This window comes from Desulfohalovibrio reitneri, assembly GCF_000711295.1.
In the GTDB taxonomy this organism is placed as follows: domain Bacteria; phylum Desulfobacterota; class Desulfovibrionia; order Desulfovibrionales; family Desulfovibrionaceae; genus Desulfohalovibrio; species Desulfohalovibrio reitneri.
The window spans coordinates 1221793-1243350 of record NZ_JOMJ01000003.1; the positions used below are offsets into that span (position 1 = coordinate 1221793).

Below are 21558 nucleotides of genomic sequence, written 5' to 3' on the forward strand. Positions count from 1 at the left end.
TGGGCTAAATAATCCCGCATCTTTTCCGGAGAACGCACCGTATGAGCGAATCCAAGCCAATCGCCGTGGTAACCGGCGGATCGCGCGGCATCGGCCGCGCCTGCGCCGAACGGCTGGCCCTGGACGGATTCCACGTCCGTCTGACCTACGTGAGCAAGCCCGAGCAGGCCGAGGAGGTGGTGGCCGCCATCACCGCCGCCGGAGGCTCGGCCGAGGCCGACCGGCTGGACGTCGGCGACCGCCAGGCGGTGGTGGAGTATTTCAAGGGCCTCAAGGGCCAGCCGCTGTTCTGCGTGGTCAACAACGCCGGCATCACCCGCGACGGCCTGCTCATCCGCATGAAGGACGAGGACTGGGACAAGGTCCTCGGTGTCAACCTGACCGGGGCCTTCACCTGCCTGCGCGAGGCGGCCAAGCTGCTGTCCAAGCGCCGCGAGGGCCGCATCGTGAACATCTCCTCCATCGTGGGGCAGATGGGCAATCCCGGCCAGGCCAACTACGTGGCCGCCAAGGCGGGCCTCATCGGCCTGACCAAGACGGCGGCCAGGGAGCTGGGCTCCCGCGGGGTGACGGTCAACGCCGTGGCCCCGGGCTTCATCGAGACCGACATGACCTCCGAACTTCCCGAGGACATCCGCCAGAACATGAAGGATTCCGTCCCTCTGGGCCGCTTCGGCAAGCCCGAGGAAGTGGCCGAGGCCGTGAGCTACCTGGCCTCCCCCGGCGGGGCCTACGTCACCGGCCAGGTGCTCGGGGTGAACGGCGGCATGTACATGTAGCGAAAAGGTATCATGGCGCGCCCAAGGCGCGATAGGAAAAGGACCGCAAGGAGAACGACATGAGTGTTGAAGAGAAAGTGAAAGGCATCATCGTGGACCAGCTGGGCGTGGGCGAGGACGAGGTCAAGCCCGAGGCTTCCTTCGTGGACGACCTGGGAGCCGACTCCCTGGATCTGACCGAGTTGATCATGGCCATGGAAGAGGAATTCGACATGGAGATCGACGACGAGGAGGCCCAGAAGCTGATCAAGGTCAAGGACGCCGTGGACTTCATCAAGTCCAAGCAGTAGCCGACCGCAGCAGCGCTTCTTCCGGGGCGCGGCCGCCACGCGGTCCGGCGCCCCGGACTTTTTTTAGCTAACCCGTCGCGAGGGAACCATGATCGGCAAGCGCGTCGTCGTCACCGGCCTATCGGCCGTGACCCCCATCGGCAACGATCACGAGACTTCCTGGAAGAACCTGCTGGCCGGCGCTTCCGGCGCCCGGCCCATCACCCGCTTCGACACCGCCAGCCACGCCACCAAGTTCGCCACCCAGGTGGCCGAGGACTACGACGACACCTCGGTCATAGACAAGAAGGCCGCCAAGCGCATGGATCTCTTCACGCGCTACGCGGTGTACTGCTCCATGCGCGCCCTGTCCGACGCGGGCCTGGAGATCACCGAGGAGCTGGCCCCCGAGGTGGCCTGCATCATCGGCGTGGGGCTGGGCGGCCTGGAGACCATCGAGACATTCCACACCAAGCTCGTGGAATCCGGCCCCAGGCGGGTCTCCCCGTTCTTCATCCCCATCCTCATCGCCAACATGGCCGCGGGCCAGGCCTCCATCTTCTCCGGAGCCAAGGGGCCGCAGTACTGCACCACCTCCGCCTGCGCCTCGGGGGCCCACGCCATCGGCGCGGCCTACTCCGACATCAAGCTCGGCCGAGCCAAGGCGGCCATATGCGGCGGCTCGGAATCCACCATCACCCCGCTGGCGGTGGCCGGGTTCAACGCCTCCAAGACCCTCTCCACCCGCAACGACGACCCCGGGAAAGCCTCGCGTCCCTTCGACGCCGGGCGCGACGGCTTCGTCATGGGCGAGGGCGCGGGCGTCATGGTTCTGGAGGAGTACGAGTTCGCCAAGGCGCGCGGGGCCAACATCCTGGCCGAGGTCGTGGGCTACGGCGCCTCGTCCGACGCCTACCACCTGACCGCCCCGCCCGAGGACGGCTCCGGCATGGCCCTGTCCATGCAGGGCGCCCTGCGCGAGGCCGGGGTGGCTCCCGAAGACGTGGACCACATCAACTGCCACGCCACCTCCACGCCCGTGGGCGACATGTGCGAGGTGCGGGCCATCCGCAGGGTCTTCAGCGAGCACGCGGACAAGCTGACCGTGACCGCCAACAAGTCCATGGTCGGGCACCTGCTCGGCGCGGCCGGCGGCGTGGAGTCCCTCTTCGCGGTGCTCTCCATGATCAACTCCATCTGCCCGCCCACCGTCAATCTCGACGACCCGGACCCGGAATTCGACCTGAACTGCCCCCGCGAAGCCAGACCGCAGGAAATGCGGCATGTGCTGTCCAACTCCTTCGGCTTCGGCGGCACCAACTGCTCGCTGCTGTTCCGCAAGTTCTCGGAATAGTTCGTCCTTCCCCTGGAGCGGGACCGCCACTTGACGGTCCCGCTCCAATGGGCAAAGGTAGTGACCCCCTTGAACGGGGGGTACCCCCACCCTCTTCGCGACCCCCCAAACCCGCGCCATCGCGGCAAGGAAATCGTACATCCCATGGAAGAACTCATTCTGCAGGACCCGGAACTGGCCCGCTCCATCGAGCTTGAGTGCGGCCGCCAGATCGAGAAGCTGGAACTCATCGCCTCGGAGAACTTCACCTCCACCGCCGTGCGCCAGGCCCAGGGCTCGGTGCTGACCCACAAGTACGCCGAGGGCTACCCCCACAAGCGCTACTACGGCGGCTGCGAATACGTGGACATCGCCGAGGACCTGGCCCGCGACCGGGCCAAGGAGCTGTTCGGCTGCACCTACGCCAACGTCCAGCCCCACTCCGGCTCCCAGGCCAACATGGGCGTCTACATGTCCATTCTGCAGCCCGGCGACACCATCCTGGGCATGGACCTCTCCCACGGCGGCCACCTGACCCACGGCTCGCCGGTCAACTTCTCGGGCAAGCTCTACAACACCGCTTTCTACGGCGTCTCCAGGGAGACCGGCCTCATCGATTACGACGACGTGCTGGCCAAGGCCAAGGAGCACCGCCCCAAGATGATCATCGCCGGGGCCTCGGCCTACCCCCGCGTCATCGACTTCAAGCGCTTCCGCGAGATAGCCGACGAGGTGGGCGCCAAGCTGGTGGTGGACATGGCCCACATCGCCGGGCTCATCGCCGCCGGGGTGCATCCCACCTGCATCGGCCACGCCCACTACACCACCTCCACCACCCACAAGACCCTGCGCGGCCCCCGCGGTGGCCTCATCCTCTCCGAGGAGGAGAACATGAAGCCGCTCAACTCCAACATTTTCCCCGGCATCCAGGGCGGGCCGCTCATGCACGTCATCGCAGCCAAGGCGGTGGCCTTCGGCGAGGCCCTGCGTCCCACCTTCAAGGCGTACCAGCAACAGGTGGTGAACAACTGCCAGGCCCTGGCAAAGACCCTCACCGACGCGGGCTTCTCCCTGGTCTCCGGCGGCACGGACAACCACCTGGTGCTCATGGACCTCACGGACCGCGACATCACCGGCAAGGACGCCGAGCACGCCCTCGACCTGGCCGGCATCACCGTGAATAAGAACACCGTGCCCTTCGAGACCCGCTCCCCCTTCGTCACCTCCGGCGTGCGCATGGGCACCGCCGCCCTGACCACCCGGGGCCTGAAGGAAGAGGACATGGCCAAGGTGGCCGGCTGGATCGTGGACGCCCTGAACAACGTGGGCAACGAGACGCGGCTTTCCGAGATCGCGGGCGAGGTCAAGGCCTTCGGCCGCCAGTTCCCCCTCTTCGCCTGGTGAGGTGAACCGTGTCCGACCAGAGGCTGCCCTGGCCCGACTACTTCATGAAGATCGCCCACATCGTGGCCGAGCGCTCCACCTGCCTGCGCAGGCGGGTGGGCGCGGTCGCGGTCAAGGGGCACCGCATCCTGGCCACGGGTTACAACGGCGCGCCCGCGGGCATGGCCCACTGCCTGGACATCGGCTGCCTGCGCGAACAGATGAACGTGCCCTCGGGCGAGCGGCACGAACTGTGCCGCGCCCTGCACGCCGAGCAGAACATCATCATCCAGGCCGCGGCCCACGGCGTGAGCATCGCCGAGGCCACCATCTACTGCACCACCCAGCCCTGCCTCATCTGCACCAAGATGCTCATCAACGTGGGGGTGAAGGAAATATTCTTCGCCGAGTCCTACCCGGACGAGCTGTCGCGGGCCATGATCGAGGAGGCCAACATCACCTTCCGGGAGATGCCCCACAGCCATGGCTGAATCCCACGAGCCCATCATGCGGCGCGCCCTGGAGCTGGCCGAGCGCGCCCGGGGCCTGACCGCGCCCAACCCCTGCGTGGGGGCGGTGCTGGCCCGGGAGGGGCGCATCCTGGCCGAGGGCTTCCACGCCCGAGCGGGCGAGCCCCACGCCGAACGCGCCTGCTTGGCGGACGCGGCCGCGCGCGGGGTGGACCCCACCGGCTGCGACCTCTACGTAACCCTGGAGCCGTGCAACCACCACGGACGCACCACGCCCTGCACCGAGGCCATCCTCGAGTCCGGGGTGGCCCGCGTCATCGAGGGCTGCGCCGACCCCAACCGCGAGGTGGAGGGCGGCGGCTCCGCCCGGCTGCGCGCGGCCGGGGTTGAAGTCGTCGAGGGCGTACTCAAACAGCGCTGCCGCGACGCCATCGACGACTTCGTGCGCTGGCAACGGGACAAGCGCCCCCACGTGCTGGTCAAGCTGGCCCAGACCATCGACGGCCGCATCGCCGCCCGCTCCGGCGTTCCGGAAAAGGTCTCCGGCACCGAGTCGCACCGGCGGGTGCAGGAGCTGCGCGGCCGGGCCGACGCCGTGCTGGTCGGCGGCGGCACCCTGCGGGCCGACGACCCTCGCCTGACCTGCCGCCTGGACCCGCAGGAGCGCGGCCTGTCCCCCAAGGGGCAACCCCTGGCCGTGGTGGCCACCCGCTCCCTGCCGCCCCCCAGGGCGCAGCTCTGCCTGCTGCGCCAGCGTCCGGCGGAGACTGTCTTTCTGACCAGCCGGGAGCGGGCCGAATCCGACGAGGCTGACCACCTGCGCGCCCTGGGCTGCCGGGTGTGGGGCCTGGGCGAGTCCGGTGGCGGCCTGGACCTGGGCGAAGGGCTGAACAGGCTGTACGACGAGGCCGGAGTCCATCACGTGCTCTGCGAGGGCGGCGGCACGCTGGCCATGTCCCTCGCCCGAGCCGGGCTCATGGACGAGTTGCGCCTGTATATGGCCCCGCGCGTGCTTGGCGACGAGCGCGCCCGCGCCTCCTTCGCCGGGGCCGGCGACATACCCATGGCCGACGCCCTGTCCCTGCGGCTTTGCTGGACCGCCTCCTCCGGGGCGGACCTGGAACTGTGCTACCGTCCCAAGCGGGAGGACGACTGATGTTCACCGGACTGGTGCAGTGCCTTGGCCGCATCGAGCGCGCCGAGACGCGCGGCGGCGAGACCCGTTTCCGCATCCGCCCTCTGGGAACTTTCGAGGAGGTGCGGCTGGGCGAGTCCATCGCGGTCAACGGCGTTTGCCTGACCGTGGAGACCTGGACCGGCGGGGCCTTCACCGCCTACGCATCGGCCGAGACCCTCTCCCGCTCCAACCTGGGTGGCCTGCGCGCCGGGTCCGAAGCCAACCTGGAGCGCGCCCTGGCCATGGGCGACCGCCTGGGCGGCCACATGGTCTCCGGCCACGTGGACTGCTTGGCGGAGGTGGCCTCCACCGCCCCGGCCGGTGAATCCACCGTCTACACCCTCTCCTTTCCCAAGGAGCAGGCCCCCTTCGTCATCCCCAAGGGCTCGGTGGCCCTGGACGGCATCTCCCTGACCGTCAACGAGTGCACCGCCACCAGCCTCTCGGTGAACATCATCCCCGAGACGCAAAAGGCCACCACCATCCGCTCCTGGACCCCTGGAACGGCCGTGAACATGGAGACCGACCTCATCGGCAAGTACGTGGCCCGCATGGTGGGCCCGTGGGCCGGGGCGGCTCCGGCGCCGGCCGGGGAGGCGGGGGCGGCAAGCCCGGCGGCCTGGGCGAGGAGTTCTTCCGCCGCCACGGCTTCTGACGCCTCCCTTCACGAAGGGATTTCCGACCTCTTTCCGGCGTGGCCGGGACCCCTGGCGGGGGCTTTCAAAGCGCGGCGATTCCGTGTAAGGTCCCCGTTCGCCAATTCTCCCGGCCGCCCGGCCCTTCCCCGGGCCCACGGCGCGGGACTCGATACCCGGAGCAGTAATGACCCAATCGCACGAACCGCCCCTTTGCTCGGCCGAGGAGGCCATCGCGGAAATCCGCAAGGGGCGGATGATCATCCTCGTGGACGACGAGGACCGAGAGAACGAAGGCGACCTGACCATCGCCGCCGAACACGTCACCCCCGAGGTGATCAATTTCATGGCCACCCACGGCCGGGGCCTCATCTGCCTGGCCATGAGCCCCCCCATGGTGGAGCGGCTGGACCTGCCCATGATGGCCACCCGCAACGAGTCCTCCTTCGGGACCAACTTCACGGTCTCCATCGAGGCGCGCCAGGGCGTGACCACCGGCATCTCCGCCTTCGACCGGGCGCACACCATCCAGACCGCCGTGGCCGACGAGGCCAAGCCGGACGACCTGGTCACGCCGGGACACGTCTTTCCCCTGCGGGCCAAGAGCGGCGGCGTGCTGGTGCGCACCGGCCAGACCGAGGGCAGCGTGGACATGGCCAAGCTGGTCGGGCTCAAGCCCGCAGCCGTTATCTGCGAGATCATGAATGAGGACGGCTCCATGGCCCGCATGCCGGACCTGGTGGAGTTCGCCAAAAAGCACGACCTCAAGATCGCCACCATCGCCGACCTCATCGCCTACCGCATGCGCTTCGGCGACCACACCGTCACCCGCGTGGGCGAGGCCAAGCTGCCCACCTGCTTCGGCGAGTTCAACATCCGCGCCTTCGACTCCACCTCCGACGGCCGCACCCACATCGCCCTGACCCTGGGCGACGTCGACGACGGCGACCCCGTGCTGGTGCGTGTGCACTCCGAGTGCCTCACCGGCGACGTCTTCGCCTCCATGCGCTGTGACTGCGGCCCCCAGCTGCACACGGCCATGCGCCGGGTGCAGGAGGAGGGGCGCGGGGTCATCCTCTACATGCGCCAGGAGGGCCGGGGCATCGGCCTGGCCAACAAGATCAAGGCCTACCACCTGCAGGACAAGGGCATGGACACGGTGCAGGCCAACGAGGAGCTGGGCTTCGCCCCGGACATGCGCGACTACGGCACCGGGGCGCAGATCCTGGTGGCCCTGGGCGTGCGCAAGATGCGCCTTCTGACCAACAACCCCAAGAAGATGGTCGGCCTCGAGGGCTACGGGCTGGAGATCACCGAACGCGTGTCCATCGAGTGCGAGGCCTGCGACCTGAACCTGCGCTACCTGGAAACCAAGCGCGACAAGATGGGCCACCTGCTTGACCTCAAACCGCACCAGGAGAACGAATAATGCCGCACCTGAAAACCGTGGAAGGGCAACTGGACGCCAAGGGCCTGCGTTTCGCGCTGGTGGCGGGACGCTTCAACGAGTTCGTGGTGGACAAGCTGGTGGGCGGCGCGGTGGACTACCTCACCCGCCACGGCGCGGACCGCGACAACATCACCCTGGTCCGCGTGCCGGGAGCCTTCGAGCTGCCCCTGGCCGCCAAGCGGCTGGCCGGAAAGGGCGAGTACGACGCCGTCATCTGCCTGGGCGCCATCATCCGCGGGGCCACCCCCCATTTCGACTACGTGGCCGCCGAGTGCTCCAAGGGCCTGGCCCAGGTCATGATGGACTCCGGCCTGCCCGTGGGCTTCGGCGTTTTGACCTGCGACTCCCTGGAGCAGGCCGTGGAGCGCGCCGGTTCCAAGGCGGGCAACAAGGGCGTGGAGGCCGCGGCCGCCGCCCTGGAGATGGTCCGCGTGGTGGAGCAGCTGTAGATGGCGCAGCAGCGGACCGGAGCGCGCAGCGAAGGGCGCGCCAAGGCCTTCCAGATTCTTTACGGGCTGACCTACGTGCCGCCCGCGCGCGGGCTGGACAGTCTGCCCCACGTGCTGGCCGAAAGCCCCGCCCTGTGGAACGAGGACGTGTCCGAGCGGGCGCGGCAGTTCGCCGCCCAGCTGGTGGAAGGGGTGTGGTCCCGCATGGACGAGTTGGACGAGGTCATCACCCGCTTCTCCACCCACTGGAAGGTCAACCGCATCGGCCGCATCGAGCTGACCGTGCTGCGGCTGGCCCTCTACGAGATGCTGTACGTGCCGGACATGCCGCTGAAGGTGGCCATCAACGAGGGCGTGGAACTGGCCAAGTCGTACGGCGACGAGGCCTCCTCCACCTTCGTCAACGGCATCCTGGACGCGGCCGCGAGGGCCGTGAACAAGGGCGAGCTGGGCACCGGCAAGGAAATCTGAGAACGAGACGGACAATGGGCTTCGGCAAATACGACTTCGACGACATCGAGCGGCGCTGGCAGGACGAGTGGCGCGGGAAGAACCTCTTCAGCGCGCCCAACCAATCGGACAAGCCCAAGTACTACGTGCTGGAGATGTTCCCCTATCCCTCTGGGCGCATCCACATGGGGCACGTGCGCGTCTACACCATCGGCGACGTGCTGGCGCGTTTTAGGCGCATGAAGGGCTACAACGTCCTGCACCCCATGGGCTGGGACGCCTTCGGCATGCCCGCGGAGAACGCGGCCATCAAGAACGACGTGCCCCCGGCCGAGTGGACCTACTCCAACATCCGCGACATGCGCGCCCAGCTGGACCGCCTCGGCTTCTCCCTGGACTGGAACCGCGAAGTGACCACCTGCCGCCCCGAATACTACCGCTGGGAGCAGCTCTTCTTCCTGCAGTTCCTGGAGAAGGGGCTGATCTATCGTAAAAAAGCGCCGGTCAACTGGTGCCCCTCCTGCAACACCGTGCTGGCCAACGAGCAGGTGGAGGACGGGCTGTGCTGGCGCTGCGACGCCACCGTGGAGCGGCAGGAGCTGGAGCAGTGGTTCCTGCGCATCACCGACTACGCGGACGAGCTTCTGGAGTGGCTGGACAAGCTGGGTGAGGGCTGGCCCGAGCGCGTGCTGGCCATGCAGCGCAACTGGATCGGCAAGTCCTACGGCTCGGAGCTGACCTTCGAAATCGACGGCGGCCACCAGACCACGGTCTTCACCACCCGCCCCGACACCCTGGCCGGGGCCACCTTCATGTCCCTGGCGCCGGAGCACCCCCTGGTGCCCGAGCTGGTGCGCGGCACCGGGCACCAGGCCGAAGTGGAGGCCTTCGCCAGCCGCATCCGCAACATGGACCGGCTCAAGCGCGCCTCCGACGACCTGGAGAAGGAGGGCGTCTTCACCGGGGCTTACTGCGAGAACCCGGTCACAGGCGAGAAGATGCCCATCTGGGTGGCCAACTTCGTGCTCATGGAGTACGGCACCGGCGCGGTCATGGCCGTGCCCGCCCACGACCAGCGCGACTTCGAATTCGCCACCAAGTACGACCTGCCCATCCGCACGGTCATCGAACCGGAGGACGGCCTGCCCGAGCCCCTGGCCGAGGCCTACACCGGGCCCGGCAAGTTGGTGAACTCCGGCCGCTTCGACGGGCTGGACAACGAGGATGCCAAGGAGAGTATCACCGCCTGGCTGGCCGAGACCGGCCGGGGGCGGCAGACGGTCAACTACCGCCTGCGCGACTGGAACATCTCCCGGCAGCGCTACTGGGGCGCGCCCATCCCGGTGCTGTACTGCGACACATGCGGCGTGAAGCCCGTGCCCGCCGCCGAGTTGCCCGTGACCCTGCCCGAGGACCTGCGCACCCTGTCCGACGGCCGTTCCCCTCTGCCCGAGTCCGAGGAGTTCCTCCGCGCCGAGTGCCCGAAGTGCGGGGGGGAAGCCCGGCGCGAGACCGACACCATGGACACCTTCATGGAGTCCAGCTGGTACTTCATGCGCTACTGCGACGCCCAAAACGGGGACGAGCCCTTCTCCACCCAGGCGCTGGAGTACTGGATGCCTGTGGACCAGTACATTGGCGGCATCGAACACGCCATCCTGCACCTGCTCTACGCCCGCTTCTTCGTCAAGGCGCTGCGCGACCTGGGCTACACCGTGCAGGACGAGCCCTTCAAGGCGCTGCTCACCCAGGGCATGGTGCTCAAGGACGGGGCCAAGATGTCCAAGTCCAAGGGCAACGTGGTCTCCCCGGACGAAATGGTGAAGCGCTTCGGCGCGGACACCACCCGCCTCTTCACCCTCTTCGCCGCGCCCCCGGAAAAGGACCTGGACTGGCACGACCGGGGCGTGGAGGGCGCGCACCGCTTCCTCAACCGCCTCTGGCGGCTGGCCGAGGACCTGGCCGAGTCCGTGGAGCCGGTGGGGGCCTGCGCCGTTCCGCCCATGGAGCTTTCCGCCCGCGCCAAGGACGTGCGCCGCAAGGAGCACGAAACCGTCATGCGCGTGGGACGCGACCTGGAGAAGACCTACCAGTTCAACACCGCGGTGGCCGCGGTCATGGAGCTGGTCAACGAATTATCCCAGGCCCGCGAGGAGCTTGCCGCCGGCGAGGACGGCCGCTTCGCCATGTCCTCCGCCCTGGCCACCACCCTCACCCTGCTCTCGCCCATGACCCCGCACATCGCCCAGGAGTTGTGGCAACGGCTGGGCTTCGAGGGGCTGGTCTCGGAAAAGGACTGGCCCGAGCACGACGAGGCCGCGCTCAAGCGTGACGAGATCACCGTGGTCGTCCAGGTCAATGGCAAGCTGCGCGGCCGCATCGACGTGCCCGCAGACGCTCCCAGCGAGGAAGTGGAGAAGGTGGCCATGGCCGACGAGAACGTGGCCCGCCACCTGGAGGACGTCACGGTGCGCAAGGTCATCGTGGTCCCTGGCAAACTGGTGAACATCGTTGTAGCCTAGGCGATCATGCGTACGGTAATCCGACTCCTCCTCCCGGCCCTTCTCCTGCTCGCGGCCTGCGGCTGCGCCCGCTACGGCTTCGGCGGCGGCCAGGCCGAACTGCCCGACGACGTCCGCGCCCTGGACGTGCGCGAGGTGGAGAACCCCACCATGGAGACCGGCCTGCCCGCCGAGCTCATGGCCTCCTTCCGCGACGAGATCACCCGCCGCGAGGGGCTGTCCTGGGCGCCGCGCGAGCGGGCCGACGGACTGGTGGATTTGGAAATCGAACGCTACTCCGTGACCTCCTCGGTTGTTGGCGAACGGCAGGAGACTTTGCAGTTCTCGGCCAACGTGCGCCTCAACGCTGAAATCGTCCGCCGGGCCGACGGCAAACGGCTGTGGAACGGCACGGCCGCCTACGCCCAGACCTTCCAGGCCGTGGGCGAGGAGGAAGCGCGCCGACGCGCCGTGGACCTGGCCGTCCGCCGCCTGGTGGACAAACTCACCGACGCGTACTGAGCCCCCATGGCCAGGCCGGGTTTCAGCATCCTCGTCTGCCCCGATCCCGAACTGATCAAGCAACAGGTGCGGCGGCTGCTGGCGGACGGCGGCTTCGACCGCCGCGTGCACTTCGGGGACGAGGGCCTGGACCAGGACTTCTGGACCGATCTGGGCAGCCCCGGGCTGCTGGGCGGCAACAAGGCCCTGGTCCTGCGCAGGGCGGAAAAGCTGCCCGCCGACCAGGTCCGTTCCCTGACACCGCAGCTGGGCGGCTTCAACGACGCCTGCTGGCCCATCTTCTGTCTGGAAGGCCCTTGGGAAAAGAAAAAGCCCAGGATTCCAGCCCACTGGAAGAAAGAAAAGTTCTGGAGCGTGGCCGAGCGCAAGGGCTGGCTGTGGCAGAGCCCCGGCCTGGATCGCGCCGGGGTGGAGCGCATGGCCAGGGAATGGGCCGAGGCGCGAGGCATCACCGTGCCGCGTGAACTGGCCAGAGAATTTTCCTCCCGTCTGCCGCCCGACGCCGCGGCCGTGGCCTCGGAGCTGGACAAGCTGGAACTGGCCCTGGGCGAGCGGCGCGAACTCGCCCGCGAGGACCTGGACCTGCTGGCCCCGCCCGAGGAGGGCCTTGAAATCTGGGCCGTGCTGGACGCCCTGACCAAGGGGCAGGCCGGAGCCGGCGTCTGGCGCGAGGTGCTGCGGCACCGCACCTCTTCCGAAAGCCTCCTTTTCCCCCTGCTGGCCGGACTGACCCGCGACGCGCGGCAGATGTGGATGATCCTGCACGGCGAGAACCCCGGCCTGCCAGGCTGGTTAGCGGACAAGAAGGCCCCCGTGGCCAAACGGCTGGGCGTGGCCGGCCTGAGGCGTCTGTTCCGCCTGGCCCTGGAGGCCGAGGTGCGGGTCAAGACCGGCGAGATGAAGGAAGAGCAGGCCCTGCAGCATTTGGTGTCCGACCTGGGCTCGCTGGCCTCCGCCCCCGGGGGTCGAGGGTGAAGAAGCCCCACTACCACGGCCACCGCCAGCGTCTGCGCGAACGGCTGCAGCGCGACCCGCGCTCCCTGGCGGACTACGAGGTGCTGGAGATGCTCCTGGGCTACGTGCTGCGGCGCGGCGACACAAAGCCCCTGGCCAAGGAGCTGCTGGCCCGCCACCAGAACCTGCGCGGCGTCTTCCAGGCCTCGCCCGAGGAACTGCGGCAGGCGGAGGGCTTCGGTCCGGCCATGGAGACCTTCTGGCACCTGTGGAAGGAGGTCTGGGCCCGGCTGCACGAGACCCCGGCCCGCAGCCGGGCGGTGCTCTCCTCGCCGCAGGAGGTGTCCGAACTGGCCATGGCCCGGCTGGGTCCCTCCCGCTCCGAAGAGTTCTGGGCCGCTTTGGTGGACAACAAAAACCGCTTGCTGGCCTGGGAGCGGGTGAGCCAGGGCACGGTGGACCAGGCCCCGGTCTACCCCCGCGAGGTAATGGCCCTGGCGCTTAAGCACGAGGCCTCGGGCATCGTTCTGGTGCACAACCACCCCGGCGGCGACCCACACCCCTCATCCCAGGACATGGAGCTGACCCGCCGCCTGGTGCGGGCCGCCTCCGACCTGGGCGTACGCATTCTGGACCACTTGGTGGTCACCGACGACGCCTACTACTCCTTCCAGCAGGAAGGCATGCTTTAGGCGAAACGATTTTTTTCAAAGAAAAGGTCTTTTTCCGCTCTTTTTTCCGTTTTCACCAGGCTGCTTGCCATCTTCCCCCGTTTTCGTGGTATTCACTCAGGGTGAATCAACGGGAAAGGGAGGAAAAACCATGCTGACTGTTCACGGAATCGTCCGCGGCCGCGTGCAGGGCGTCTGCTTCCGGGACTTCACCCGGGGCGCGGCGGACTCGCTGGGCGTCTCCGGCTGGGTGCGCAACGTGCCGGACGGCACGGTGGAGTTTTTGGCCTCCGGCGGGGAGGACGCCGTGCGGGCGTTTATGGACAAGGTGCGGCAGGGACCGCCCGCCTCCCGCGTGGAGGGGGTGGATGCGGACGAACGCCCCGGCGCGGAGGCCAGCGGCGGTTTCGAGGTGCGCAGATAGGCCGGATGAGTCGGGTTTTACCCGGTTTTTTCGGCAAAAATCAGGCTCTACCGCTTTACGAGCCGGGCAAAATGATTAATTGGGCCTCTCCGGAGTGACGCAAGCGGCTTCCAGGCGGGTTTTTTCCGCCCAAGAACCCGATTGACGACCTCCCCAAAGACGACTTCATCCGGAGGCACGAACCATATGAACGACGATACCCGCCTCGACGGCCTGTTCGCCGCGGAATACAACGCAGGGGAAGGAGAAGAGCGCCCCCTCATCGAATACGAGTTCGTTGAGGAGGGGGACATCGAGAACCCCCTGGACGAGACCGCCGAAGGGGACGACGAGAAGAGCCAGCTGGACATCCCCACGCACATGCCGGTCATGCCGGTGCGCGACATCGTGGTCTTCAACTACATGATCCTGCCCCTCTTCGTGGGCCGGGAGAAATCCGTGCAGGCCGTGGACGCGGCCCTGAACGCCAACCGCTTCATCCTCATCCTCACCCAGAAGGACGAGACCGTGGAGGACCCCGGTCCGGACGACCTGCACGAAGTGGGCACCGTGTGCATGATCATGCGCATGCTGAAGATGCCCGACGGCCGCCTGAAGGTGCTGGTGCAGGGCCTCTCCCGCGCCCGGGTCACGGACTTCACCTCCGAGGACCCCTTCATGAGCGCCAACCTCGAAGTCATCGAGGAGCACGACGTGGAGGAGACCACCTCCGAGGTGGAGGCGCTGATGCGCTCCTCCCGCGAGCAGAGCGAAAAAATCATGCAGCTGCGCGGCGTCTCCTCCGACGACATCGCCTCGGTGCTGGCCAGCGTGGAGGAACCCGGCCGCCTGGCCGACCTCATCGCCTCCAACCTGCGCATGAAGGTGGAGGACGCCCAGGCCATCCTGGAGACCCAGGACCACGTCAAGCGCCTCAAGCTGGTCAACGAACAGCTTCTCAAGGAGGCCGAGGTGGCCTCCATGCAGCACAAGATCCAGTCCATGGCCAAGGAGGGCATGGACAAGGCGCAGAAGGACTACTTCCTGCGCGAGCAGCTCAAGGCCATCCGCCGCGAACTGGGCGAGGAAGGCGGCGAGACCGAGGAATTCGAGGAGCTGCGCGAGAATATCGAGAAGGCGGGCATGCCCAAGGAGGTCAAGAAGGAGGCCGAAAAGCAGCTCAAGCGGCTGGAGTCCATGCATCCGGACTCCTCCGAGGCCACCGTCATCCGCACCTACCTGGACTGGATGGTTGAGCTGCCCTGGAAGAAGGCTTCCCGCGACCGCCTGGACATCAAGGAGGCCAAGCGCATCCTGGACGAGGACCACTACGACCTGGAGCGGGTCAAGGACCGCATCCTGGAGTACCTCTCCGTGCGCAAGCTCAACCCCAAGATGAAGAGCCCCATCCTCTGCTTCGTGGGCCCTCCGGGCGTGGGCAAGACCTCCCTGGGCCGCTCCGTGGCCCGCTCGCTGGGGCGCAAGTTCCAGCGCATGAGCCTGGGCGGCATGCGCGACGAGGCCGAGATTCGCGGCCACCGCCGCACCTACATCGGGGCCATGCCCGGCCGCATCATTCAGGCCATCAAGCAGTGCGGCACCCGCAACCCGGTGCTCATGCTGGACGAGATCGACAAGGTGGGCGCCGACTTCCGGGGCGACCCCTCCTCCGCCCTGCTGGAGGTGCTGGACCCGGAGCAGAACGACACCTTCCAGGACCACTACCTCAACGTGCCCTTCGACCTCTCCAAGGTGATGTTCATTTGCACGGCCAACGTGCTGGACACCATCCCCGGCCCCCTGCGCGACCGCATGGAGATCATCCGGCTTGAAGGCTACACCGAGCAGGAGAAGGTCAAGATCGCCCGCCGCTTCATCATCCCCCGACAGGCCAAGGAGAACGGCCTCAAGGAGGAGGAAGTGCAGATCGGCGACAAGGTGCTGGCCAAGGTCATCCGCGAGTACACGCGCGAGGCCGGGCTGCGCAACCTGGAGCGCGAGGTGGGCTCCATCTTCCGCAAGTTCGCCCGCCGCAAGGCCGAGGGCGAGGAAGGCCCCTTCCGCCTGACCACCAAGTCCCTGCAAAACATGCTCGGCGTGCCCCCCTTCCGCGAGGACGAGCGGGAGCGGGAGCTGCCCCCCGGCGTGGCCACCGGCCTGGCCTGGACCCCCTACGGCGGCGAGATGCTGCACGTGGAGGTGACCACCATGAAGGGCAAGGGCAAGCTGACCCTCACCGGCCAGCTCGGCGAGGTCATGAAGGAGTCCGCCCAGGCGGCCATGTCCTACGCGCGGGCCAAGGCCAAGGAGCTGGGCATCGACCCCGAGTTCAACGAGAACCGGGACATCCACATCCACGTGCCCGCCGGAGCCACGCCCAAGGACGGCCCCTCCGCGGGCATCACCCTGGTCACGGCCCTCATCTCGGCCCTCACCGGCCAGGGCGTCTGCAACGAGACGGCCATGACCGGAGAGATCACCCTGCGCGGCCGCGTGCTGCCCGTGGGCGGCATCAAGGAGAAAATCCTGGCTGCGGTGGCCGCGGGCATGAAGACGGTCATCATTCCCAAGCAAAACGAGAAGGACCTGCAGGACGTGCCCAACGAACTGCGTCGCAAGATCAAGATACACACCGTGGAAAAGATCGACGAAGTCTGGCCGCTGGCCTGCAACGCCGAGCCCGGCGAAAAGAAGGGCAAGGGCGGCAAGAAAAAGGCCGCCTAGCCAACACGAATCCGAACACCACCGGCAAAACCGGGAGGCGCGATGTCGCCTCCCGGTTTTTTCTTCATATCAGCCGGTTTTTGCGGTAGTCCTGTCACCACGCAGGGAGGTTTCATTGCTGCTGGACGACAAGCCCTACACCATCGACCGCATCTTCCGCCTGGCCGTGGGCGTGGCCTTCCTGGTCTTTCTGGTCAAGCTGCTCGGCTACCTGTCCGACGTGCTGCTGCCCTTCGCCGTGGCCCTGCTGCTGGCCTACCTGCTCAACCCGCTCATCCGACTGGTGCAGGAAAAGCTCATCCCCCACCGGCTGCTGGCCGTGCTGTCCACCCTCCTGGCCCTCGGGGCGGTGCTGGGCGGGGCGATATGGCTGCTGTTCCCCATAATTGCCGGGGAGATGGCCCAGTCCGCCAAGCTGCTCTACGGCGTGGTCAACAACTCCGACGTGGCCGCCAGGCTGCAGGAGTATCTGCCGCCCGACATCTGGCAGGCTGTGCGCGGCCTGCTGGACAAGCCGGACGTGCAGGAGTTCCTGCGTTCGGGCGATGCGCTGGGCGTGCTGCACGGCGCGCTCAGGCGGCTTCTGCCGGGCATCTGGAACGTTGTCACCGGCACCGCCTCCCTGCTGGGCATCGTGGTGGTTGTCTCGGTCATCGTCCTCTACCTGGTCTTCCTGCTGCTGGACTTCGAAAAAATCGCCGCGGGCTGGACCCGCTACATCCCCCGCGACTACCGCCAGGCCATCGCCGACTTCACCCGCGAGTTCGAGGACGGCATGCGCCGCTTCTTCCGGGGGCAGGCCATGGTGGCCGGTACAGTGGGCATCCTTTTCGCCCTGGGATTCGCCCTCATGGGGCTGCCCTTCGGCATCCTCTTCGGGCTGGTGCTGGGGCTGATGAACATGGTCCCCTATCTGCAGCTGCTTGGCATTCCGCCCGCCCTCTTCCTGGCCCTGGTTCAATCGGTGCAGACCGGCGACCCCTTCTGGATGGTGCTGGGACAGGTGGCCCTTGTCTTTATCGTGGTGCAAAGCCTGCAGGACGGCTTTCTGATCCCCCGCATCATGGGCGGCATCACCGGCCTCTCCCCGGCGGTCATTCTCCTGTCCCTGTCCGTGTGGGGCAAGTTGCTGGGCCTTTTGGGCCTGCTCATAGCCATCCCCGTTACTTGCCTGCTGCTGGCCTACTACAACCGGTATCTGGCCAAACGGGAAGAAGCGCCTGAAGCCCCGGAGGAGTCGCCATGAACGGACTGTGCATCCACGGCCACTTCTACCAGCCACCGCGCGAGGACCCCTGGCTGGACAGCGTTCCGCCCGAGGGCTCGGCCGCGCCCATGGACAACTGGAACCTGCGCATCGCCCGCGAGTCCTACGCCCCTCTGGCCTGGGCCCGCCGCCTGGACGGCGAGGGCCGCATCACGGACGTGGTCAACTGCTACGAGTGGATCAGCTTCAACTTCGGCCCCACCCTGCTGCGCTGGCTGCGCCGCGAGGACCCGGCCACCCACCGCCGCATCCAGGAAGCGGACCGCCTTTCGGCCGAGCGCTGGGGCCACGGCAACGCCATGGCCCAGGTCTGCCACCACGCCATCCTGCCCCTGTGCACCCCGCGCGACCGCGAGCTTGAGGTGGCCTGGGGCATCGACGACTTCCAGACCCACTTCGGCCGCCGCCCCAGCGGCATGTGGCTGGCCGAGGCTGCCGTGGACACCGCCTCCCTGGAAACCCTGGCCGCCCACGGCATCGAATTCGTACTGCTGGCCCCCCGGCAGGCCGAGTCCGTGGCCCCCGTGGACAGCGACGACTGGACCGACGTGGGGGAAGAGGGCCCGGACATCACCCGTCCCTACACGGTGGAGCTGCCCTCCGGCCGGGACATCTCCGTCTCTTTCTACGACGGTCCCCTGTCCCAGGCCGTGGCCTTCGAGCGGCTGCTGGAATCGGGCGACGCCTTCTGGGACCGCCTTTCGGCCAACCCCGCTCCCGGCCTGCGCGCCGTGGGCACCGACGGCGAGACCTACGGCCACCACTTTCCCTTCGGCGAGATGGCCCTGGCCTACGTGCTGGAGCGCGCCCGGGCCGACGACTCCCCCTGGCGGCTGACCAATTTCGCCGCCTACCTGGAGACCAACCCGCCCACCATGCGCTGCCGCCTGCGCGAGCCTTCCTCCTGGAGCTGCGTGCACGGCGTCGAGCGGTGGCGGGCCGACTGCGGCTGCACCACCGGCGGCCACCCGGACTTCAACCAGTCCTGGCGCAAGCCCCTGCGCGAGGCCCTGGACCTGAACAAGCTGCGGGTGGACAGGCACTTCTTCCGCCGGGGCGAGGCCTGCTTCGCCGACCCGAAACGCGCCCTGCGCGAGTACGGCAAGGTGGAGGCGGGCGCGCTCAGCCAGTCCGATTTCGAGAAGGCGCAGTTCCAGCCCGGCCTGGACGCCTCCGGCAAGGAGTCCGCCTGGAAGCTGCTTGCCATGCAGCGCTGGGCCCTGTCCTCCTTCGCCTCCTGCGCCTGGTTCTTCGACGAGCTGACCCGCCTGGAGCCCCTGGCCGCCCTCACCCACGCCCTGCGCTCCCTGGAACTGGCCCGCCACACCGGCTCCTTCGACTGGGAGGAGGAACTGGTCATGATCCTGGGCCAGGCCCGTTCCAATTACCCCGGGGAAGGGTCCGGAGCGGACGTGTGGCGTAACCATATCGTTCCGCGCCGGTTGGAGGGCGCCTCCCTGGCCGCCTTCGGCCTGCTCATCCTGGCCGCCAGCGACGACCTGCCCGTGCCCGGCGGCTCCGCCTCCCTCGCCTGGCCAGGCCTGCGCCTCACCTTCCGCGTCACGCGCGAGGACGAGGACGGCGCGCTGCACGGCTCCATGGAGGGCGCGGTGCTCCCCGGCGCGGCCTCGCCCCCGGTCAACTGGACCATGACCCAGCCGCCGGACGGCGACCCCCTGCAAACCGAGATCGTGCTTGCGGATGGCCAACGCGCCCGCACAGGCGACCTGTCCTGGAACCGCCTGGAGGAGGCGGCCATGCGCCTCACCGAGCGGGCCGCCGAGGCCGCCTGGCGCACCCGGCTGGCCTGCGCCACCCGGGCCACGGCCCTGTACCTGCCCTACCAGGAGGCCCAGACCAGCCCCATCCACTCCTGGGACTGGGCGGAGCTGGCCCCCGCCCTGGCCTGGCGCGCCTGCACCGTGGACGGCGCGGACCACCAGGAATTGTGGGACTTCCTTGTGGACAGGCTGCGCGATCACCCCGTGGCCGAGTCCCTCAGCCACCGCCTGGCCAAGGAGGCCGCGCGACTGGCCACCGAGGAGAACGACCCGGCCGGGGCCGCCCGCGTGCTGCACCGGGCTCGGCGACTGGGCCTCTCCCCCGATCCCTGGCGGGCGCAGAACGCGGCCTGGGAACGGCGGGGGGCCATGCGCATCCACGGCGAAGCGGCCGCCCGCCTCGGTTTCGCGCCGGACGCGCTGGGCTGACCGGCTCCCCCGCGCCGCCGCGCCCCTTGACCCGGGCCGTTTTTTCGGGCTGAAATGCGCGTTTCAGCCAAGGAGACCCCGATCATATGGACCCGCTTCTGGATATCCGCGAGGAGGCCGCGGCCTTCACCCCGTACGTGGCCGGCCTCTCCATCGACGAAATCAAGAACCGCTACGGCCTGACCAACGTGGTCAAGCTGGCCAGCAACGAGAACCCCCTGGGCACCTCTCCCGTGGTCAAGAAGGCCGTGGCCGAGTCCGCCGAGTTCGCCTTCCGCTACACCCGCCACGGCAACCCGGAGCTCAACGCGGCCATCGCCGGCCACCTGGGCGTGGACGCGGCGCGGGTTGTCTGCGGCAACGGCTCGGACGAGATCATCGACCTGCTCTGCCGGGTCAAGCCGCGCCCTGGGCTGGACAACGTGGTGGCCTGCAAGCCCTGCTTCTCCATGTACCGCTCCCAGACCCTGCTGGCCGGTGCGGAGTTCCGCCAGGTGCCCATCAAGGACGACTTCTCCTTCGACTGGGACGGCCTGGCCGAGGCCTGCGACGACAACACCGCCCTGGTCTTCGTCACCAGCCCGGACAACCCCTCCGGCTACGCCGCCACGGCCGGGGAGCTGGCCGCCTTCGCCCGCCGCCTGCCGCCGCGCGCGCTGCTGGTCGTCGACGAGGCCTACGTGGACTTCTGCGACGAACTGGACGCCTTCAGCCTGATCAACCGGTTGGACGAATTTCCCAACGTGGCCGTCACCCGCACCTTCTCCAAGGCCTACGGGCTGGCCGGGCTGCGGCTGGGCTACGGCGTGCTGCCCCCGGCACTGGCGGAAAAGCTTCTGGCCTGCCAGATCCCCTTCTCGGTGAACCAAGCCGCCCTGTTCGGCGGGCTGGCCGCCCTGGAGGACACCGTGCATCTGGGCGAGACCCTGCGCGTCACCCGCACCGAACGTGAGCGGCTGACCCGCGAGCTCACCGCGCTGGGATGCCGCGTCCAGCCCTCCCAAGCCAACTTCCTGCTCTTCGCCCCGCCCAAATCCGCCAAGCGCGTTTTCGAGGACCTTCTGGCCCGGGGCGTCATCATCCGGCCCCTGGCCTCCTACGGCCTGGACGACTCCTTGCGCGTGTCCATCGGCCGCGAAGATGAAAACACCACCTTCCTCCAGGCCCTCAAAGGAGTGCTGGCATGAGCGAAGCCTTCATCGTGACCATCGACGGCCCAGCGGGCGTGGGCAAGACCACCCTGGCCAAACGGCTGGCGGACAGGTTGGAAGTAGCCTACCTGGACACCGGGGCCATGTTCCGGGGCGTGGCCTGGAGCCTGGGCGAAGGCTCCTGGAACAAGCCCGTGGAGGAACTCCAGGTAGCCATGGACTCCATGTCCTTCGAGCTCACCGGCTCCGGGCGCGACTCCCTTCTCCTGCTCAACGGCACCCCCCTGGACGAACGCATCCGCACGGAAAAAGTCGGCCTCTGGGCCTCCAACGTGGGCACCCTCCCCGTGGTCCGCACCTTCCTCAAGCAGGCCCAGCACGCCATCGGCCAGGACACTTCCCTGGTGGCCGAAGGACGCGACATGGGCACCGTGGTCTTCCCCAAGGCCCAGCGCAAGTTCTTCCTGGACGCCACCCCCGAGGAACGCGCCCGCCGCCGCTACCGCCAACTCAAGGAACAAGGGGAGAAGGCCGACCACGACGACATCCTCCTGCAAATCAAAATCCGCGACGCCCAGGACCGCAACCGCCCCATCGCCCCCCTGGTCGCCGCCGAAGACGCCATCACCATCGACACAACCCACCTCGATCCCGACGGCGTCTTCCAAGCCATGCTCAAGCATCTGAAGTAGGTTTGCCATTCCGAGATTAATCGAAGGGGATACACATGCCTGATTTCGCAAACCAAGAATTGAACCAG

At 67.9% G+C, this 21558-nt stretch carries 19 protein-coding genes and 1 pseudogene; all 20 read left to right on the plus strand.

Going from position 1 to position 21558, the window contains the following annotated elements; all coding sequences use genetic code 11:
* Positions 1 to 41 precede the first annotated feature (41 nt).
* The 20 genes and pseudogenes from fabG (at position 42) to cmk (ending at position 21490) form a co-directional block, all read left to right on the plus strand.
* Positions 42 to 779 carry a 3-oxoacyl-[acyl-carrier-protein] reductase gene (gene fabG / locus N911_RS0106430; protein ID WP_029895469.1) on the plus strand — a complete coding sequence of 246 codons (738 nt, stop codon included), beginning with the start codon at positions 42 to 44 and terminating at the stop codon, positions 777 to 779.
* A 59-nt stretch (positions 780 to 838) separates the two neighbouring features.
* The gene (gene acpP / locus N911_RS0106435; protein ID WP_029895470.1) at positions 839 to 1069 is read left to right on the plus strand and encodes an acyl carrier protein; all 231 of its coding nucleotides are present in this window, start codon (positions 839 to 841) and stop codon (positions 1067 to 1069) included.
* Between the two features lie 88 nt (positions 1070 to 1157).
* A complete protein-coding gene (gene fabF / locus N911_RS0106440) occupies positions 1158 to 2402 on the plus strand; it encodes a beta-ketoacyl-ACP synthase II (protein ID WP_029895472.1) in 1245 nt (414 codons plus the stop codon).
* A 144-nt stretch (positions 2403 to 2546) separates the two neighbouring features.
* On the plus strand, positions 2547 to 3785 hold the full coding sequence (glyA, locus tag N911_RS0106445) for a serine hydroxymethyltransferase (protein WP_029895474.1): 1239 nt from the start codon (positions 2547 to 2549) through the stop codon (positions 3783 to 3785).
* 8 nt (positions 3786 to 3793) lie between these two features.
* The gene (locus N911_RS0106450; protein WP_272913349.1) at positions 3794 to 4255 is read left to right on the plus strand and encodes a deoxycytidylate deaminase; all 462 of its coding nucleotides are present in this window, start codon (positions 3794 to 3796) and stop codon (positions 4253 to 4255) included.
* Positions 4248 to 5390, plus strand: a complete 1143-nt coding sequence (gene ribD / locus N911_RS0106455) for a bifunctional diaminohydroxyphosphoribosylaminopyrimidine deaminase/5-amino-6-(5-phosphoribosylamino)uracil reductase RibD (RefSeq protein WP_029895478.1) — start codon at positions 4248 to 4250, stop codon at positions 5388 to 5390. The genes N911_RS0106450 and ribD overlap by 8 nt, the downstream gene beginning before the upstream one ends.
* Positions 5390 to 5908: pseudogene (locus N911_RS17925) on the plus strand (riboflavin synthase); the annotation flags it as partial. The gene ribD and the pseudogene N911_RS17925, both read left to right, overlap by 1 nt.
* Before the next feature lie 325 nt (positions 5909 to 6233).
* Entirely contained in the window at positions 6234 to 7475 is a 1242-nt protein-coding gene (locus N911_RS0106475; protein WP_029895484.1) for a bifunctional 3,4-dihydroxy-2-butanone-4-phosphate synthase/GTP cyclohydrolase II, read from the plus strand.
* A complete protein-coding gene (gene ribH, locus N911_RS0106480) occupies positions 7475 to 7945 on the plus strand; it encodes a 6,7-dimethyl-8-ribityllumazine synthase (RefSeq protein ID WP_029895486.1) in 471 nt (156 codons plus the stop codon). Before N911_RS0106475 ends, ribH begins: the two co-directional genes overlap by 1 nt.
* Positions 7946 to 8416 carry a transcription antitermination factor NusB gene (nusB, locus tag N911_RS0106485; RefSeq protein WP_029895487.1) on the plus strand — a complete coding sequence of 157 codons (471 nt, stop codon included), beginning with the start codon at positions 7946 to 7948 and terminating at the stop codon, positions 8414 to 8416.
* Positions 8417 to 8430: 14 nt separating this feature from the next.
* Positions 8431 to 10917 carry a leucine--tRNA ligase gene (leuS, locus tag N911_RS0106490; RefSeq protein ID WP_029895489.1) on the plus strand — a complete coding sequence of 829 codons (2487 nt, stop codon included), beginning with the start codon at positions 8431 to 8433 and terminating at the stop codon, positions 10915 to 10917.
* 6 nt (positions 10918 to 10923) lie between these two features.
* Positions 10924 to 11418 carry an LPS assembly lipoprotein LptE gene (gene lptE / locus N911_RS0106495; protein ID WP_029895491.1) on the plus strand — a complete coding sequence of 165 codons (495 nt, stop codon included), beginning with the start codon at positions 10924 to 10926 and terminating at the stop codon, positions 11416 to 11418.
* A 6-nt stretch (positions 11419 to 11424) separates the two neighbouring features.
* Positions 11425 to 12393 carry a DNA polymerase III subunit delta gene (locus N911_RS0106500; RefSeq protein WP_035104446.1) on the plus strand — a complete coding sequence of 323 codons (969 nt, stop codon included), beginning with the start codon at positions 11425 to 11427 and terminating at the stop codon, positions 12391 to 12393.
* The gene (radC, locus tag N911_RS0106505; RefSeq protein ID WP_029895495.1) at positions 12390 to 13064 is read left to right on the plus strand and encodes a RadC family protein; all 675 of its coding nucleotides are present in this window, start codon (positions 12390 to 12392) and stop codon (positions 13062 to 13064) included. Before N911_RS0106500 ends, radC begins: the two co-directional genes overlap by 4 nt.
* Before the next feature lie 130 nt (positions 13065 to 13194).
* Entirely contained in the window at positions 13195 to 13467 is a 273-nt protein-coding gene (locus N911_RS0106510; protein ID WP_029895497.1) for an acylphosphatase, read from the plus strand.
* A 186-nt stretch (positions 13468 to 13653) separates the two neighbouring features.
* On the plus strand, positions 13654 to 16170 hold the full coding sequence (gene lon / locus N911_RS0106515; protein WP_081859069.1) for an endopeptidase La: 2517 nt from the start codon (positions 13654 to 13656) through the stop codon (positions 16168 to 16170).
* 115 nt (positions 16171 to 16285) lie between these two features.
* The gene (locus N911_RS0106520; RefSeq protein ID WP_029895501.1) at positions 16286 to 17416 is read left to right on the plus strand and encodes an AI-2E family transporter; all 1131 of its coding nucleotides are present in this window, start codon (positions 16286 to 16288) and stop codon (positions 17414 to 17416) included.
* Positions 17413 to 19647 (plus strand): DUF3536 domain-containing protein, encoded by a 2235-nt coding sequence (locus N911_RS0106525; RefSeq protein WP_029895503.1) that lies wholly within the window; start codon positions 17413 to 17415, stop codon positions 19645 to 19647. The genes N911_RS0106520 and N911_RS0106525 overlap by 4 nt, the downstream gene beginning before the upstream one ends.
* Before the next feature lie 86 nt (positions 19648 to 19733).
* A complete protein-coding gene (gene hisC, locus N911_RS0106530) occupies positions 19734 to 20834 on the plus strand; it encodes a histidinol-phosphate transaminase (RefSeq protein WP_029895505.1) in 1101 nt (366 codons plus the stop codon).
* On the plus strand, positions 20831 to 21490 hold the full coding sequence (cmk, locus tag N911_RS0106535; RefSeq protein WP_029895507.1) for a (d)CMP kinase: 660 nt from the start codon (positions 20831 to 20833) through the stop codon (positions 21488 to 21490). The genes hisC and cmk overlap by 4 nt, the downstream gene beginning before the upstream one ends.
* Positions 21491 to 21558: the final 68 nt, after the last annotated feature.

What these genes read in the sequence shown, in the direction of transcription:
- N911_RS0106510 (WP_029895497.1), top strand. Translation starts at nt 13,195, where the DNA reads ATGCTGACTGTTCACGGAATCGTCCGCGGCCGCGTGCAGGGCGTCTGC.
- ribD (WP_029895478.1), top strand. Translation starts at nt 4,248, where the DNA reads ATGGCTGAATCCCACGAGCCCATCATGCGGCGCGCCCTGGAGCTGGCC.
- lon (WP_081859069.1), top strand. Translation starts at nt 13,654, where the DNA reads ATGAACGACGATACCCGCCTCGACGGCCTGTTCGCCGCGGAATACAAC.
- leuS (WP_029895489.1), top strand. Translation starts at nt 8,431, where the DNA reads ATGGGCTTCGGCAAATACGACTTCGACGACATCGAGCGGCGCTGGCAG.
- fabG (WP_029895469.1), top strand. Translation starts at nt 42, where the DNA reads ATGAGCGAATCCAAGCCAATCGCCGTGGTAACCGGCGGATCGCGCGGC.
- fabF (WP_029895472.1), top strand. Translation starts at nt 1,158, where the DNA reads ATGATCGGCAAGCGCGTCGTCGTCACCGGCCTATCGGCCGTGACCCCC.
- N911_RS0106500 (WP_035104446.1), top strand. Translation starts at nt 11,425, where the DNA reads ATGGCCAGGCCGGGTTTCAGCATCCTCGTCTGCCCCGATCCCGAACTG.
- ribH (WP_029895486.1), top strand. Translation starts at nt 7,475, where the DNA reads ATGCCGCACCTGAAAACCGTGGAAGGGCAACTGGACGCCAAGGGCCTG.
- acpP (WP_029895470.1), top strand. Translation starts at nt 839, where the DNA reads ATGAGTGTTGAAGAGAAAGTGAAAGGCATCATCGTGGACCAGCTGGGC.
- glyA (WP_029895474.1), top strand. Translation starts at nt 2,547, where the DNA reads ATGGAAGAACTCATTCTGCAGGACCCGGAACTGGCCCGCTCCATCGAG.
- lptE (WP_029895491.1), top strand. Translation starts at nt 10,924, where the DNA reads ATGCGTACGGTAATCCGACTCCTCCTCCCGGCCCTTCTCCTGCTCGCG.
- hisC (WP_029895505.1), top strand. Translation starts at nt 19,734, where the DNA reads ATGGACCCGCTTCTGGATATCCGCGAGGAGGCCGCGGCCTTCACCCCG.
- nusB (WP_029895487.1), top strand. Translation starts at nt 7,946, where the DNA reads ATGGCGCAGCAGCGGACCGGAGCGCGCAGCGAAGGGCGCGCCAAGGCC.
- N911_RS0106525 (WP_029895503.1), top strand. Translation starts at nt 17,413, where the DNA reads ATGAACGGACTGTGCATCCACGGCCACTTCTACCAGCCACCGCGCGAG.
- N911_RS0106475 (WP_029895484.1), top strand. Translation starts at nt 6,234, where the DNA reads ATGACCCAATCGCACGAACCGCCCCTTTGCTCGGCCGAGGAGGCCATC.
- cmk (WP_029895507.1), top strand. Translation starts at nt 20,831, where the DNA reads ATGAGCGAAGCCTTCATCGTGACCATCGACGGCCCAGCGGGCGTGGGC.